Annotated in this window: 12 protein-coding genes; 2 read left to right on the plus strand and 10 right to left on the minus strand. The window is 67.7% G+C overall.

The window, feature by feature from the left end:
- The first annotated feature begins 202 nt into the window (after nt 1–202).
- A complete protein-coding gene (locus tag ACX80U_RS00005; RefSeq protein ID WP_459266999.1) occupies nt 203–2,329 on the plus strand; it encodes an acyltransferase family protein in 2,127 nt (708 codons plus the stop codon).
- A 76-nt stretch (nt 2,330–2,405) separates the two neighbouring features.
- Here ACX80U_RS00005 and ACX80U_RS00010 read toward each other — a convergent pair whose 3' ends face one another.
- Genes ACX80U_RS00010 through ACX80U_RS00025 form a run of 4 tightly spaced genes read right to left on the minus strand, consistent with a single transcriptional unit; the run spans nt 2,406 to nt 5,906 of the window.
- On the minus strand, nt 2,406–3,830 hold the full coding sequence (locus tag ACX80U_RS00010) for a lipopolysaccharide biosynthesis protein (protein ID WP_459267000.1): 1,425 nt from the start codon (nt 3,828–3,830) through the stop codon (nt 2,406–2,408).
- 2 nt (nt 3,831–3,832) lie between these two features.
- Nucleotides 3,833–4,729, minus strand: coding sequence for a glycosyltransferase family 2 protein (locus ACX80U_RS00015; protein WP_459267001.1), 897 nt, complete (start codon nt 4,727–4,729; stop codon nt 3,833–3,835).
- Nucleotides 4,729–5,136 (minus strand): DUF2304 domain-containing protein, encoded by a 408-nt coding sequence (locus tag ACX80U_RS00020; protein WP_133080916.1) that lies wholly within the window; start codon nt 5,134–5,136, stop codon nt 4,729–4,731. The genes ACX80U_RS00015 and ACX80U_RS00020 overlap by 1 nt, the downstream gene beginning before the upstream one ends.
- Entirely contained in the window at nt 5,133–5,906 is a 774-nt protein-coding gene (locus ACX80U_RS00025; protein ID WP_244186040.1) for a glycosyltransferase family 2 protein, read from the minus strand. The genes ACX80U_RS00020 and ACX80U_RS00025 overlap by 4 nt, the downstream gene beginning before the upstream one ends.
- Before the next feature lie 197 nt (nt 5,907–6,103).
- On the opposite strand from ACX80U_RS00025, the gene ACX80U_RS00030 reads away from it, so the two are divergent.
- Complete coding sequence (locus tag ACX80U_RS00030) at nt 6,104–8,185, plus strand: DUF6541 family protein (RefSeq protein ID WP_459267002.1); 2,082 nt, start codon at nt 6,104–6,106, stop codon at nt 8,183–8,185.
- Nucleotides 8,186–8,287: 102 nt separating this feature from the next.
- On the opposite strand, the gene ACX80U_RS00035 is transcribed toward ACX80U_RS00030, so the two are convergent.
- The 6 genes from ACX80U_RS00035 to ACX80U_RS00060 form a co-directional block, all read right to left on the minus strand.
- Nucleotides 8,288–9,319, minus strand: a complete 1,032-nt coding sequence (locus ACX80U_RS00035) for an ABC transporter substrate-binding protein (RefSeq protein ID WP_459267003.1) — start codon at nt 9,317–9,319, stop codon at nt 8,288–8,290.
- Nucleotides 9,320–9,398: 79 nt separating this feature from the next.
- Nucleotides 9,399–10,142 carry an ABC transporter ATP-binding protein gene (locus ACX80U_RS00040; RefSeq protein WP_133080919.1) on the minus strand — a complete coding sequence of 248 codons (744 nt, stop codon included), beginning with the start codon at nt 10,140–10,142 and terminating at the stop codon, nt 9,399–9,401.
- 2 nt (nt 10,143–10,144) lie between these two features.
- The gene (locus ACX80U_RS00045) at nt 10,145–10,990 is read right to left on the minus strand and encodes an ABC transporter permease (RefSeq protein WP_133080920.1); all 846 of its coding nucleotides are present in this window, start codon (nt 10,988–10,990) and stop codon (nt 10,145–10,147) included.
- 41 nt (nt 10,991–11,031) lie between these two features.
- Nucleotides 11,032–13,062 carry a glycosyltransferase gene (locus ACX80U_RS00050; RefSeq protein ID WP_459267004.1) on the minus strand — a complete coding sequence of 677 codons (2,031 nt, stop codon included), beginning with the start codon at nt 13,060–13,062 and terminating at the stop codon, nt 11,032–11,034.
- The gene (gene glf, locus ACX80U_RS00055; RefSeq protein ID WP_208741551.1) at nt 13,059–14,246 is read right to left on the minus strand and encodes a UDP-galactopyranose mutase; all 1,188 of its coding nucleotides are present in this window, start codon (nt 14,244–14,246) and stop codon (nt 13,059–13,061) included. Before glf ends, ACX80U_RS00050 begins: the two co-directional genes overlap by 4 nt.
- 126 nt (nt 14,247–14,372) lie before the next feature.
- Nucleotides 14,373–16,424, minus strand: coding sequence for an acyltransferase family protein (locus ACX80U_RS00060; protein ID WP_459267005.1), 2,052 nt, complete (start codon nt 16,422–16,424; stop codon nt 14,373–14,375).
- Nucleotides 16,425–16,546: the final 122 nt, after the last annotated feature.

Here is a 16,546-nt window from a genome sequence, read left to right on the forward strand (position 1 = left end):
CACCAACCAGACCTGCCCCACCCGCACCAAATGCACCCAGAGCTTCCAACGCGGAACCCTCACCTGGACCTCCACCACCGGCGTCAAACGAACCTGACCCACCCCACCCCGGTGGGCGGACCGGGAAGCGGGGAAGGCTATCATGAGATCGCACTCGTACACCGACGTCCGTGGACGATGAACCCGAATACTAGGAGAATGTTTGATTGACCAGGCTGCCATAGCCGGGCCGACGAGACGCGCTCGGCCCGGCAACCCGCAGCGGCGCGACATCCAGGCACTCCGCGCGCTGGCCGTTGCCCTCGTCGTCGCGAACCACCTCTGGCCGGGCCTCATCGCCGGCGGGTATGTCGGCGTCGACGTCTTCTTCGTCATCTCCGGCTATCTGATCACCAAGCACCTGCTCGGTGAACTCGGGCGGACGAACCGGATCCGGCTGGGGCAGTTCTATGCGCGGCGGGCGAAGCGGTTGCTGCCCGCCGCACTGGTCGTGGCCCTGCTGTCCCTCCTGGTGGCAACGGTCTACCTGCCCGCCGACAGGCTGCTGTCCATCGGACGGGAGACCATCGCCGCCACCCTCTACGTGGAGAACTGGTCCCTCGCAGCGCAGTCCGTGGACTATTCGGCGCAGAACAACCAGGCATCCACCGTCCAGCACTACTGGTCGCTGTCCGTCGAGGAGCAGTTCTACCTGGTCTGGCCGCTCCTCCTCCTCGGCGTGTTCCTCCTGGCGGCCAGGCTTCGATCGCCGCGGGCTTTCCTGCTGACCGTACTCGCTGCAGTCGGCGCGGCCTCGTTCGCGTTCTCGATCTTCCTCACCTACACCAGCAGGAGCGAAGCGTACTTCGTGACGCCCACCCGGGTGTGGGAGTTCGCCGTCGGCGGTCTCATCGCCGCCACCTCCTCCGCCTGGTTCGGCGACCCCCGGTATCCGGCACGCATCCGGCTCGCAGGTCTCGCCCAGTGGGCGGGGCTGGGTCTCGTCGTCGCGTCCGCGCTGGTCTTCGACGAGTCGACCTACTTCCCGGGATACCTCGCGGCTGTACCCGTGGTCGGTACGGCGCTGGTCATCGCCTCGGGCCCGCAGTCCCCGCTCTGGTCACCCAACACCCTGCTGGGCGTCTCCGCCGTCCAGACGCTGGGGAACATCTCCTACTCCCTCTATCTCTGGCACTGGCCCGTCATCATCCTGCTGCCGTCGATCATCGACCGTCCGCTGGGTACCCTCGACCTCCTCGGGGCGCTCCTGCTGTCCCTGGTCCTGGCCGGACTGACGAAGAAGTACGTCGAGGACCCGGGACGATCCCGCCTGCTGCCACAGGCGTCACCGCGGAAGATCCTCGGTGTCACGTTGGTCTCGTCACTGACGGTCACGGCGATCTGCGCCGCATCGATCGTCGCCGCCAGCGTCACCCAGGCAGCGGAAGCAGAGCGCCTCGACGCCCTGTCCGGAGGCGAATGCTTCGGCGCGAAGAGCCTGTCCGCCACCGCGTGCCAGGATCCCTTCGGGCCCCCCGAGGTGACGAACGTCGGCGACGGAGAAGCTCCCTGGTTCGACGACGCGCAATGCGGCACAGCTCCCGATCCGATCGTCGTGGGCGACCAGAAGCTCCTGACGCTGTGCGACTTCTCGGACGGACCGGAGGATCACGAGACCGTCTGGCTGATCGGCGATTCCCATGCGGAGCAGTGGAAGGCGGCGATACTCCCCCTCGCCCGCGAGAACAACTGGACGGTCAACATCAGCCTCGTCGGCGGTTGCCCGTACCTCGACGTGAAGCGCGCCGCATTCATGGGAGCCGAGACCGACACCAAGGTGCAGCGTCGGTGCCTGCAATGGAGTGCCGCCGTCTCCGATCGTGTCCTCGCCACGTCGCCGGACCTCGTGTTCCTCTCCTCGTTCTCCGTCGGTGAGGAGATCGAGGACGGCACCGGCCGCGCGCAGGCGGACCAGTACCGGGACGCCTTCGCGGACCGGGTGGGCCCCTGGGCTGCCCAGGGCACCGACGTCTACGTCATCAGGGACACCCCCCTGACCCTGGAGCGCTCGACGCCGGAGTGCCTGGCCCGCAACGAGGAATCACCGCTCGACTGCGCGAACGAGAAGACGCGGGCCCTGCCGGACGATCCGGCCGCAGAGGCAGCCCGCTCGCTCGAGCAGGCGAATGTCCGTGTCCTCGACCTCTCCGACCGGTTCTGCCCCGACGACACGTGCTACGCGGCCATCGGCGGCCTCCATGTCTACTTCGACAAGGACCACGCGGCGCGGAGCTACATCCGTTCGCTGATCCCGGAGTTCGCCGAGCGGTTCGGAGCGGCCGGGTCCTGAGGCGTACCGCCTGACCGGAGGAGCAACGGCGCCGTCAGGATCCCGGCGGCGTCCGGTCCTGAGGGGTTGCGCCGGGTCAGGAGCCCGACGGCGTCCGGTCCGGGTTCCGCCGGGACCGCAGGAGGAACAACGCCGCCAGGAGGGCACCGACGACGGCCACCTCGAGGATGCCGGCCGGAAAGCTGAACGGGACGAGACCGAGCAGGAGCACGACGATCACCTGGCCTCCGATACCGCCGAGGAAGAGCGGAAGGGGCACGCTCCTGCCCGCGGGTGTCCCTCGGACGATCCCGTACGTCAGCAGGCCGAGGCACACGAACCCGAGCACCTGGGCCATCGCGACCACCACGACGTCGGCCTGCGACGCGGGCCAATAGGCGAGGAGCGCGATGACCACCAGGATGCCGGGCGTCACGACGGCGAGGCGCCTGGTCCCGTTGGCGATATACAGCAGGTTGGAGGTCACGAGGAACAGCGCGTACCCGGTGGACACCAGCGGGAGGGTGACTGCGATCGGCCAGACCAGCTCGGGCTCGGTCGACAGGATCGACGACCCCACTGCCGCTCCGGACGACGCGAGCAGCCCCACCCCCACCGACCAGGCCACGGCCTCGATGGACACGCGCCGGGTCGCGTCGACCAGTCCGCCGCTGCCGGCGGACATCATGCGCGTCGACCACGCGTTGTTCAGCGCGTTCAGGATCGTGATCGGCCCCAACGCGAAGATGAGGACGGCTCCGAACCGGCCTGCCGCCTCCACGGTGGCGGCGAACGCCAGGATCAGCACGGACCCCTGCGTGAGCAGCATGAGCGCACCCGTGTGCGGCAGCAGCGGCACCGCGATCCGGACCGATTCACCGCTCGAACCGGCGACTCGCCACGGCAGGCGCGGCCGTGCCAGGACGAGCGCAGCGGCACCCGTGGCGACGACCGCGAGGGTGTAGGCGCCCAGATAGACCTCCGCGGTGGGCGCGATGAGGATCAGGCCCACGAGGCCCAGCAGGTTCGCCAGGACGGACGAGCCGATGCTCAGGAGCACGAAACGCCCGGGCCTGTTCTGTGCCCTGAGCACAGCCTGCGCGCCCAGCACGGAACCGAGCACCCCGACGCTGATCACCGAGAGCACCGTGCTCGAGGCGGCACCAGTCGCACCCAGGGCACCGAGGCCGAGGAGGCAGAGCACGACGACGGCAGCCAGGGCGGCGGAGGCGACGGCCATGAAGCCGTACATGGCCCGGGACCGGTCCTGTCCCCGCTCCCGGGCGAACCAGATGTTCGTGATCGCCAGCGGAAGGCCTGCCGAGATCAGGACGACCAGCACCTGGATCGTCACCACCGACGTGGAGACGATCCCCCACTGCCGGTCGTCGAGGATCCGGATCGCGAAGGGCTGGATGAGCAGCAACCCCAGCCCCTGGAGCAGCGACCCGACGAGGTACCACGTGCCGGAGACGGTCGGGCGGGCCTGCGCAGGCTGCGGTGATGCGGACCCGCTGGGCATCGCTATCTGGTGAGGGCGTGGGCGGTCAGCTTGCGCATGCCACCCCACATCCGGCGCCGGGCCACCTGCGGCAGGAGGGTGAGGGCGTGGAGCCGCGACGACGCGTGACGGCTCGCGGCCGTGGCGGCGCGGTTCCAGCCGAGCCGCTGGAAGTCCTTCACGCACTCGTCGAAGAAGGCACGCTCCTCGGCGAAGCGCCGGCCGTCGAGTGCACGCACGGACGAATCGGACTCGCGGTGGCGCCTGTACTGGAAGCAGGTCTCCGCCAGGACGAGCATCTTCCCGCCCGACATGATGATGTCGGTCGCAAGGGCGAGATCCTGGACGACGTCGTACTGCTCCCTGAAGCTGTGGCGCGTGATGGCCTCGGACCGCCAGGCGAGGGACGGGAAGTACAGCCAGTCACCCGTGAGGAGGCTCGCTGCCAGCGGTTCCCCTGCCACGACCGCGCTCGCGCTCTCCCCCACGAGCCGGCGCCGGAGGTAACTCTTCACGCGGTCACCGACCGGCTGGTAGATGGTCCCGTTCTCGTCGATCACCTCGACGCCCGGCTGGATGATGTCCACGGACTGGCGCGAGAAACCCTCGTGCACCACCGAGAGGTAGTTCGGGAGCATCAGGTCGTCCGCGCCCATGATCACGACGTAGTCGTGCTCGATCAGGGACAGGCATTTCCGGTAGTTCGCATTCGCGCCGAGGTTCACCTCGTTCCTGAAGTACCGGACGCGGTCGTCCGAGTCCGTCAGGTCCTTGAAGTATGCCGGCAGTGAATCGTCGGGGAACCCGTCATCCACGATGGTCAGCACGAAGTCCCGGTGGTCCTGGTCCAGGACGGACTGTACGGCCGCCTTCATCATCGCCACGTCCCCGTAATAGGGGAACATCACGTCTATAGTCATCAATCTTTCCTCTGCTGGTCAAAGTTCATCGGGTTCTCGGCCCCGTGCCGGGGGACAGGGGTGGCTTTCGGGTTGTTCAGCCGCTCGACTGCCGCCCGGAGGATCGATACCTCTTCGGCGAGGATCCGCGTCTCGTCCTCGAGGATCGTCAGCTCGCGGGACACGTGCAGGGAGACGCCCACGAGCAGGAGGATGGACAGCGCGAAGAGCAGGTTGGACGGCACGATCACGCCGACCGCGTCGGCGGCGAATTCCAGGAGGCTGGGGAACAGCGCCAGGACGATCGTCAGGGTGCCGATGACGAGCCAGAGGATCGCGTACTTCTCGCGTAGTTTCCCGTTGCGCAGCATCACGAGGACGACGGCGACGATCAGGATCGAGGAGAAGAGTGAGAATGCCACGCTCATGCTGGTACGGGTCCTTCTCCTGCTATGTCCCCGGTCGAGGGAGCCTGGTAGTCACGCGGGGTTCTTCTGCGGGCGAGGGCGAAGCACAGGACCAGGCCCGACCGCGCGAGGTAGATGGATGCTTTCCACGGGCTCTGGCTGGGAGTACCGGCCTGGCGCACGCGCATCTCGACGGGCACCTGTGTCACGGTACAGCCCGACTTGAGGGCGACGACGAGCGAATCGATCGTGTCTCCGAGGTACTCCGCCGGGAAGTGCTCGATGTACTGGTGCAGTCCCCGCCGGTTCACGGCGCGGAAACCGGAGGTGACGTCGGTCAGCCTGGTACCGGCGACGCGCGAGATGACCCTGGCGAGGAGCGACATCGCCCAGCGGCGCGGCCCCTTGGCCTGGTACTCCCCCTTGCCGGCGAACCTCGCGCCGATCGAGATGTCGGCTCTCTCGAGCCCCTGGAGGACCTTCGCGATGTCCTCCGGCATGTGCTGTCCATCCGAATCGACCTGGATCACACCCGAGTAGCCGTTGCGGAGCGCGTACTTGAAACCGGTGCGCATGGCGCCGCCGACTCCGAGGTTGAAGGGGAGCCTCAGGACGACGGCCCCGGCCTCTTCTGCGATCCTCGCCGTGTCGTCCCGTGATCCGTCATCGACCACGAGGATGTCCATTCCGGGTTCCACCCGCTTGATGTCCCTGATGGTGTCACCGATCGCCTCTGCTTCATTCCAGGCAGGCATGACGATCAGGATGCCGGAAGGCGGTCTCTTACCCATGGTGTGCAATCATAGCAATAGGCGTCGCGACCTCGGTGCTGAGCGCTCGAGAGCCGCCGACCGTGGTCTGTCGCGTCTCAAGCAGGCCACCGGGCGTCCTGGCTCCGGAGAGCCACGGAGGGTGACCATCTTCTTACAGGGCCAGCACTGTGTCCTCGGAACGTGGACCTCAGAAATACGACGAGGAGATTGACCATATGAGCTGGTGGGCTACAGCCCCTGCCTTCGCTGGCGCGGTACTCGTTTTCTTCGGGCCGGGGCTTGTCGTCCTCGCAGCCGCCGGTGTCCGGCGGGTCGCCCTCGTCGCCCTGTCGGCCCCGATCTCCATGTCGATCGGTTCGTGCCTCGCCGTCGTGCTGCCCTATCTCGGCGTCGGGTTCACTCCGGTGTCCTATCTCCTCTTCTCCCTGGGCCTGGCTGCGGTGGTGCTGCTCGCCCGACGGCTGCTCGGACGGAACGGGTCCGCCGGCCTCCGCTCCGTCCGCCGCTTCGGGGACGTCGAACTGGTGGACAACCGGCCGATGGACGGCAACGGGCTTCCCACCTGGGTCCGGAGACTGCTGGTCCCGGTCGCCGTCGCCTTCCCGGCGATCATCATCGGGTCCCGCTACATCGCAGGCTTCGGCTCCCCCGAGAACTTCTCGCAGACCTTCGACAACGTCTACCACCTCAACGCGGTCAAGCACATCGCGGAGACGCAGAACGGCTCCGCGCTGACCCTGGGGAACCTGACGGAAGCCTCCCAGGCCTTCTATCCCGCAGCCATGCACGACCTCATGGCACTCGTCGTCATGATGACGGGCGTCTCCGTGCCCGTCGCTGTCAACGTGGGCACCATCCTCCTGGGTGCCGTCGTGTGGCCGCTCTCCTGCGTGTTCCTGATCAGCCGGGTCATCGGCTATCGGGCCATCCCCCTACTCGCGGCCGGTGTCCTGTGCGCGGGGATGAGCGGGTTCCCCTACCTGATGGTCGCGTTCGGGGTCCTCTACCCGAACCACGCCGCCATCGCCCTGCTGCCCGCTGCCCTGGGCCTGGTCGTCGAAGCCCTCGGGATGACGCCGGAGCGTCGCCGGACGCTCTCCATCTCCGCAGGGCTGCTCACCGCCGCGGTACTGCCCGGACTCGCGCTCGCCCATCCCAGCACGCTGCTCGCCCTCCTGGCATTCGCGGGTCCCGTGGTCGCAGGACGAGCCGTGCGGGAGTTCCGGTTCCGCCACGGCGGGGCGGACCGCCACGCACGCCCCGTACTGTGGGGCGTCGTCTTCGTCCTCTACGCAGGCGTCACGCTCGTCGCCTGGCTGAAGGTCCGGCCGTCCCTGGCCTTCGCGCCGTGGACGCCGTTCCAGACCAATGCCCGCGCGATCGGTGAGATCCTCGGAAGTGCGCCGATGGGAGCGACCACGGCCTGGATCCTCCTGGTCCTGACGGTCGCCGGGATCTACGTCGCGGCCCGGCAGTTCCGGGACCTGTGGTGGGTCCTCATGATGTTCGTCATCGCCGGCGTGCTGTACATGGTCGTCTCGAGCTGGAACCTCGGCTGGTTCCGCACCTTCCTCACGGGGGTCTGGTACAACGACAGCTTCCGCCTCGCCGCCCTCCTTCCCGTCGTCACGCTCCCCCTGAGCGTCCTCGGTGCCGAGTGGGTGACGGGCCGGCTGCGCGTGCTCGGCACGCAGCTGGCGCCGGCCGACCACAGCATCGGCGCCCGACGGCGCCTCCCGGCCGCGCGTCGGGTCCGCCAGGCGATCCCCCGGCTCACCGGTCATCCGATCACCGCAGCGGCCGTCGTCCTCCTGCTCGGGGTGGGGACGCAGGGAGGCACCCTGGCCGGGGTCCAGATCCGCATGGGGGAGGTCTTCGCGCTCGAGGAGGAGTCCCCGCTCCTGACCACGGACGAGCTCGCCCTCCTGGAACGCGTCCCCGATCTCGTGCCGGCAGGCGACGTGGTGGTCGGCAATCCCCGCACCGGGGCGTCGCTCGTCTATGCGGTCGCTGACCGGCAGACCGTGGCACCCCACATCTTCGGTGACCGCACGGACACCGAGCAGACGCTGCTCGACCACTGGGACGAAGCAGGCTACAACCCCTCCGTGTGCGAGGCCATTACGGACGAACGGGCGTTCTGGGCCCTCGACTTCGGTGACAAGGAAGTCGTACCCGGGGACGAACCCTACATCGGTTTCCGCGCCCTCGCGGATCAGAGCGCTCCCGGTATCTCACTGGTCGCGGAGGAAGGCGACGCCCGCCTCTATCGCGTGGATGTGTGCGAAGAGCCCTGAGACCGAGCAGGGCCGGCCGCCTCGGGCCGCTCCTCCGTCTCCGGACGGGAGCCGGCGCCGTCGTCCGGCCGACGTTGTCGCCGGACTCCCGGCGGTGCAGGCCTACTGCTGCGCGTTGAAGGCTGCCTCCGCCAGGACCGGGATGAAGTTCCGGGCCAGCCACTCGATGCTGAGGGGTGACTCCATGATCATGGCCGCACCCATCTCGTCCTTCGGTGCGATGACGACCTGGGTCGCCTCGTCGAGATCGGGGCCCAGCTCGTCGGCCAGTTCCTGGGACCGCTGTCGTTCCGCGACGAGGACCAGGACCTCCGCCCGGAGTTCCTCCGCCTGCGCGCGTGGCCAGCGGAGCTGCCCGACACGACCGAACACGTCGTCCTCGATCTCGCCGGCGTTCTCGATGCCGGCCGGAAGTGGTGCCGGCGTCAGGCCGAATTCGCCGAGGAGGTTCGCAGGGCCGGACGCCTCACCGTAGACGGCGAGATCGGCTCCGGCCACGGGAAAGGCCTCGACGACCAGGACGGAGACCCCTGCCAGATCAGGGTAATCGGAGACCGACGCCGGGATCGTCCGCTCCGTGTCCCGGACGAGGTCGGCGCCCTCGTCGGCACGTCCGATCGCCCGCGCGACGACGTCGACCGTCTCACGCCAGGTGGGCTTCCCCGCCGTCGTGCCGTGGACGACCGGGGCGATCTCCGAGAGCTGATCGTACTGGGCCCGCGTGATGTCGGCGCCGAGGGTGAAGATCAGGTCGGGCTCGAGCTCCTCGATCGCGGCGAGGGAGAGGTCGAGCTCGTCCGCGTAGAGGACCGGCATCAGCGTCTCCTCGGCGATGCGCCGGAGGTTGTACCACGGTGTGGCGTTCGATCCCGGCATGCCGACCGGTGCGATCCCGAGCGCCAGGCAGACGTCCGCGGCGGCGAAGCCGAAGGTCGCGATGCGCAGGGGCTGCTTCCGGACGGTGGTGGTCCCGAACCGGTGGGCGATGTCGACCGGGAAGGCACCCGCGTCGCTCCCCGGTTCCTCGCCGGCGCCGGTGCACGCACTGACGACGAACGGCAACCCCAGCATCCCCAGCATGACGGTCCGACGGCTCATCGCAGGAGATGCCTTGCGGGCGCTCTCGTCTCTCACAGATCTTCCTCTCGTGAATCCTGGCAGTCCCGGCGATTCCCGAGGTGCCCGACGGCGGACGCCGTCTGGTGGGGACCTCCTAGTGGTCCCTCGCGCGTTGTCTCAGCTCCGAGACGACGGATGACACCTCGCCGTCCTTCACCAGCCGGCCGTTCTCCAGGAGGATCCCGCGTTCGCAGACGCTCGACACCAGGTCGAGGTCGTGACTGACGACGATGAGGGTCTTGCCCGCCGCCGCCAGCTCCCGGATCTTCGCCAGGCACTTCCGCTGGAAGGGCTCGTCCCCGACGGCGAGGATCTCGTCGACCAGGAAGATGTCCGGATCGGTGTGGACGGCGATCGAGAACGCGAGCCGGAGGTACATGCCGGACGAGTAGAACTTGACCTCGGTGTCGATGAACTCACCGATCTCGGCGAACTCGACGATGGAGGCGAACCGTTCCTCGATGTCCCGCTGGGACATGCCGAGGATGGCACCGTTGAGATACACGTTCTCCCGGCCGCTGAGGTCGTGGTGGAAACCGGCCCCGACCTCGATCAGCCCCGCGAGGTGGCCCCTCGTGCGGATCACCCCGGCGTCCGGCTGCAGCACCCCGGAGATCAGTTTGAGGAGGGTCGACTTGCCCGACCCGTTCAGCCCCAGCAGCGCGACCGTCTCACCGCTCCGCACGGTGAAACTGATGTCGTCGAGCGCGTTGAACTTCTGCACGAGATCACCGTGCCGCCCGCGGACGAACCAGACGAACGCCTCCTTCAGCGATCGGGTGTGGCGCAGGACGAAGCGTTTCTGGAGTCCGGTGGCGACGATCGCATCGGTAGGCATTCTCAGAGCTCCTGGGCGAAGTTGGCCGACAGGCGCCGGAAGACGAATTGGCCGAGGAGGAGGATCAGCACCGACACGACCGCGGCCGTGGGCACCCATACGGCGAGGATGTCCGGCATCAGCGCAGGGCCGGCCGATGCGGCGTCGAGCGTGGGGACCCAGAACCCGTAGTGGAACAGCTCCACCGCCACGGTCATGGGATTCAACTGGTAGAGGAAGAACCACGGGCCGAGGGCGTCGCTGACCAGGTTCCAGCTGTAGAGGACCGGGGACGCCCAGGTGACGACCATGAGGATCATGTCGACGAGGTTCTCGGCGTCGCGGAAGTAGACGTTGACGGCCCCGAACAGCAACCCGAGCCCGGTGGCGAGACAGGCGACGATGAGGAACCCGACGAGCACCAGGAACAGCTGCAGGACGTCCGGACGCCAGCCGACGATCAGGCACGCACCTCCGAGGACGAGCACCTGAGGGAAGAAGTGGACGGCCGAGACCCAGACCGCCGACATGGGGAACAGTTCCCGAGGGAGGTAGATCTTCTTGATGAGGTCACGGTTCTCGACGATCGACCGCGTCGCGTTACCGAAAGCCTCCGTGAAGAAGTTGATGAGCACGATCCCGGAGAAGAGGTAGACGGCGTAGTTCTCCGTCGTGCCCTGCAGATTCAGGAAGATGCCGAGGGCGACGTAGTAGACGGAGAACTGCAGGAGCGGCTTCAGGTACGACCAGAGGAGGCCGAGCACCGATCCCCGGTAGCGGACCCGGATCTCCTTGCGGACCAGCAGTCGCAGCAGGAAACGATTCCGGAGGACGGCGGTGAGCCCGCCACCGGCACCGGGTGTCTGCATGGCACTCGGCGGACCTGCTGCGGATCCTCGCATGCCGCTGCTCAATCTGCCGTGTCTCCCTCGGTCTCCTTCGAGAACCGCCGGAAGGTCTCGTTCCACGCCTGGCGGCTGGTGAACCCGGGCAGGGCTTCCCGGTACTGTCCCCTCAGTTCGGGCCAGTTGCTCACGAGCCTCCAGTGCCGTGACACGGTCTGGCCGAGGAGGGAGAAGAACATCCTCCGGTCGCGGCGGTACCACGACGCTCCCGTCCCGTCCGACGCGGTGACCAGCGCGGAATCGAAGCGGGTGAGGCGCCACCACCGCGCATCCATGGCCGGCACCTCGACGGTGGGGCGCTCCGCGGCGTCGGCGGACACCCGCCGCGGCTGGGACGCCATGGCGAGAGCTGCACGTACCAGAGATTCGAGGACCGTCGCGGGCTCCTGGATGTTCTGGTGGCTGTTCCGTTCCCGGACCTCGGGGAAGTCCGAGATGTTCGGCAGCACGCGCGCATCCGTGAAGTCGCGACGGGTCGTCCGGACCCACTGCAGCCGCTCCCCCAGGGTCGCATGGAGATGTCCCGGTCCCTCGAGGACGTCGTCGAGCGCCTTGACGCGGACGGCGACGGCGGAATACTGCATCGAGAGGAGATGCCGTACGTCGAGTGCGAAGCTCTCGAAGGGCATCCGGCCCCCGCGATCGAAGGGTGAGTGGCTGAGCGCCGCGACCCACCGGTTGCGCTGGTGGTAGTACGCCTGCCAGTCGATCGTGTCGTCCTTCTCCGTCCAGGGCATGTGCCAGACCGCTGCACCCGGCAGGGTCACCGTGGAGAAGCCGGCCTTCTGCGCTCGGACCCCGTACTCCGCATCGTCCCATTTGATGAACACGGGCAGGGCGAGCCCGATCTCGCGGACGATCTCCAGCGGGATCAGGCACATCCACCAGCCGTTGTAGTCGACGTCCACCCGGCGGTGCATCCAGGGCGTCATCCTCAGATTGCGCTCGGCGAAATCGTGGCCCTCGAGACTCTTCGCCGCGGGTCCCCAGAAGAACCTCCGTCGGTCCACCTGCTCGCCGAAGGTGTGCAGGACCGACCTCTCGTAGAGGTTGAACATGTGGCCGCCCACGATGGTGGGGTCGGTGGTGAAGTTCGCGAAGTGCAGGGCGCGGAGGATGCCCTCGGTCTCGATGCTCACGTCGTCGTCGAGCAGCAGGACATAGCCGCTGTCGTCCGCCCGCAGGGCTTCCTCCATCCCCCGCGCGAAACCGCCCGACCCTCCGAGATTCGCCTGCTCGACGAGGCGGAACCTCTCGCCCAGCCGTGCGGCTGCCGACGCGTAGCCGTCCTGGTCCGCGACCAGGTCGTTCCCCTGGTCGACGATGATCAGGCGGTCCAGGACCTCGAGCAGGTCGGCATCGTCCGCGAGCGTCGTCATGTGCCGTACCGCGTACTCGGGGCGGTTGAAGGTCGTCACGGCGATGGACAGGGACCCGTGGCTGCGCGCCGACGCGGCGGGCACGGACCAGTCGGCCCGGGTGAGCAGCACCTCCTTGTCGTGCGCGACGAGGTCGAACCAGTACCAGCCGCCGTCGACGAATGCCGTCAGCGGCAGATCGAAGACCAGCTCGCCGTTCCCCGTCGTCGTCGCGCTGTCGACCCTGTTCGACGTGCCGCGGGGACTGGACCGGTACACGATGACCGACGCCTCCGCGCCGTCCTCGACGCCCACCTCGACCCGCAGGCGGACGGAGCGTACCGGGGTGTGACGGCGCCAGTAACTGGCCGGGAAGGCGTTGAAGTAGGTCCCGAGGGAGACCCGCTGGTGGGCCGGCAGCTTGAGGCTCGATCGACCGACGATGAAGTCGGACCGCTGGTGGCTCAGGGTGGGAGGCGTGGCTGCCGTCTTCGGCGCCCCCTGCCGGATCGCCCGGCGCGAGGGGTCGACGATCCGTCGCGCGGGGCTGAAGTCCACGTACAGGGGAAGGACGTCGGTGTCGCCCTCGACCGGGAGGACGACCTTATGGACCACCTGGAGCACGGCGCTGCCGGATCCCGTCCTGCTGCTGCTGTCCTGGGTCGCTCCGATGGTCACGCGTCGACTCCGCCACTCTCGAATGCCTGCCCGCTGGTGAAGTGGGGGGTGACCTTGTTGTCGAACATGCTCAGGGCGGATCCGATGGCCATGTGCATGTCGAGGTACTTGTAGGTCCCGAGCCGGCCGCCAAACAGGACCGACTTCTCGCCCTTCGCCAGGTCGCGGTAGGCGAGGAGCTTCGCCCGGTCGTCGGTCGTGTTGATCGGGTAGTAGGGCTCGTCGCCCTTCTCCGCGAACCGGGAGTACTCGCGCATGATGACCGTCGCGTCCTTGGTGTAGTCACGTTCCGGATGGAAGTGGCGGAACTCGTGGATGCGGGTGAAGGCGGCGTCCTCGTCGGGGTAGTTCATCACCGAGCAGCCCTGGAAGTCCTCCATCGGGAGGACTTCCTCCTCGAGGTCGATGGTGCGCCAGGACAGGTCGCCTTCGGCGAAGTCGAAGTACCGGTCGACGGGTCCGGTGTAGACGACGGGCACCTGGCCGAGGGTCGTCGAGCGGGAGTACTCGTGGCCCTCGTCGAAGAAGTCCGTGTTCAGGTGGACGTCGATGTTGGGGTGGTCGGCCATCCGCTCGATCCAGGCGGTGTAGCCGTTGACCGGCAGGCCCTCGTACTTGTCGTTGAAGTACCGGTTGTCGTAGGTGTACCGCACCGGGAGGCGGGAGATGATCTCGGCCGGGAGATCCTTGGGATCCGTCTGCCACTGCTTGCCCGTGTAGTACTTGATGAACGCCTCGTAGAGGGGGCGCCCGATCAGCTGGATGCCCTTGTCGTTCAGGTTCTGCGGATCCGTCCCGGCGAGTTCTCCGGCCTGCTCCTGGATGAGGGCGCGCGCCTCGGTGGGGCCGAGCGCCGAGCGGAAGAACTGGTTGATCGTGCCGAGGTTGATCGGCATGGGATACACCTCGCCCTTGTGGCGGGTGTAGACCTTGTGCACGTAGTTCGTGAACTCGGTGAAGTTGTGGACGTAGTCCCACACCCGCTCGTTCGAGGTGTGGAACAGGTGGGCGCCGTAGCGGTGCACCTCGATCCCGGTCCGGGCCTCGTTCTCACTGTAGGCATTGCCACCGATGTGGTGACGCCGGTCGAGCACGGCGACTTTGAGGCCGAGCTGAGTGGCCGCCCGTTCAGCTATGGTCAGGCCGAAAAAGCCCGATCCAACGACAACGAGGTCAACGTTCACAAATGCTCCTGGGTTGATTCGAACAACGGACATGCCCGTTCAAGGCTACCCGACGGGAGCCACGGACCTTCCAACGATGGGAGTCGGTGGGCGTGCGCCTGCACGGCCACCGGACCTGCGACCGGCCTACAGCTGGACTGCCTCGTCGAACCTCTGGGCGAAGATCGGCGTCAGGGATCGGAGGTAGGTGGCGCTGACGTGGTTCTCGTCGATGTACACGAAGATGTTGCCCACGACGGCCGGGCAGTCCTCGGCCCGGCACAGGTAGTCGGTGAAGTCGAGGAATGCGACGTCCGGAGCCTGCTCGAGCAGCTCGTCGACCGGGGGCCGATCGCTGAGGGTCGCGGTGCGGGCAGGATTGCAGTCCGGGCTCTCCGCCCCCTGCGATTCGACGCACAGGACCCTGTCGGTCGTGAATCGCGGGTTGTCACGGACGGCCACCACCTGGATGCCGTTGTCGTCGAGCATCCTCGCGGTCTGCGCGAAACCCGCCGGCAGGACGTCCTGGGGGTCGTCACTGCGCGCGACGGTCCCGACCGTGTAGACGAGGTCGGGTGACTGGTCGAGCACATAGTCGGTGACCGCTGCATTCCACTGCTCGCATTCGGGCGTGCGTCCCTCCGGGCCCGCACCGTACTTGCAGCCTCCGAGGAGCACGAAGGTCATCTTCCATCCCCGCTCCTGGGCCATCTGGGCCAGCGGGACGGACCACTGCTGGGAATGCGAGTCGCCCACGACGACGATGTCGAGCACCGGCGCTGACGGCGGCATGATGACGTTGCAGTTCTTCCGCAGCAGTTCGTCGTCGGGTTCGTCCTCCCCGTCGCAGAACCGGTCGAGCTGGAAGTACTCCTTGCTCAGCTCGGTGGTCGCGGGGATGGGTGGCACGTTCTCGGGAGCGGACAGGTTCAGGAGCGGGTCCAGCACCAGCGCACCCGGGTTGTTCGTGTCGGCATTCGCGGCGATCTCCCGGGCCTGCTGCGTGATCGCCTGCTGCCAGAGGGTCAGCGGTGCCGCGACGAGCGCAACGCTGACGACCAGCACCATCACCGCGCGACGGCGTCGCCTGTCCGCCCACGCCAGTGCCCGCATCGGCCGTTCGACGAAACGCATCGTGGCATAGGCCAGCACCAGCGACACCGCGATGACCAGGAACCCACCGAGCACGCCGGGTGACGTCCTGTCCTGCCAGACGAGGGCCAGCACGAGGACCGGCCAGTGCCACAGGTACAGCGCGTAGGACAGATCACCCACGCGGACCAGGGGTTTCGAGGAGAGGAAGCGGTCTGCTCCCACCGGGCTGTCCGTCTGTCCGGCCACGATCACGAGGGCTGCGGCCACCAGGGGCCACAGTGCCACGTATCCCGGGAACTGGCCCTGGACGTCGAGGAGGAACCCGCCGCTGAGCATCGCCGCGACGCCGGCCCACCCTGCTCCGATGCGGAGGGCGCGCCGCAGGCGGATGAAGGGCAGGGCCAGGGCGAGCAGGGTGCCGAAGGCGAACTCCCACAGACGCGCCCGCGTGTCGAAATAGGCGTAGGCCTGGTTCGTGTAGGTCTCCCAGACCGAGAACGCGAGCGATGCCACGAACAGGGCCCCGAACACCAGCAGGACGACACCGCGGAACTTCAGCCGGTATCGCCGCGCCAGCACGGAGCTGGCCAGGAACAGCAGGGGCCACAGGATGAACACCTGGCCCTGGACCGAGAGCGACCAGAAGTGCTGCAGGGGGCTCGCGAGGCTGTGGTCCTCCGCGTAGTAGTCGACCGCGTCGGACGCGAGTACCCAGTTCTGCGCGTAGAACAGGGAGGCCCACGACTGCTCGATGATCCCCGGCCAGCGCGACGGCGGGACCAGCACGTAGCTCGCCCCGAGGACACCCACGATGACGACGACGACGGCCGGCAGCAGCCGCTTGAACTGGTGAAGCCAGTGTCGGACCAGGTCCAGCGGCTTTCCCGACTCCACCTTGCGGAGGAACGACAGGGCCAGCAGGAAGGCCGAGATCAGGAGGAAGACGTCCACGCCGCCCGACACGCGGCCGAACCAGACGTGGTAGGACACGACCATCAGGACGGCCAGGGCCCGCAGGCCCTGCACTTCGGGGCGGAAACCCCGATCGCTGCTGCGTCTCCCACTGCGGGAGAGGGCAGCAGGACTGACGTCAACGACTGCCATGGCGGGCTTTCAGGGTAGGCACGATGAACGATTGTACCGGGAGGACCTCCACGATCCCGGCAGGCGCCCCCGGCTTTCGGCGCCGACGGCACCCGGCCTGCCCCGATGACGCCCCGGGCCTT

Source organism: Arthrobacter sp. TmT3-37 (assembly GCF_054510835.1).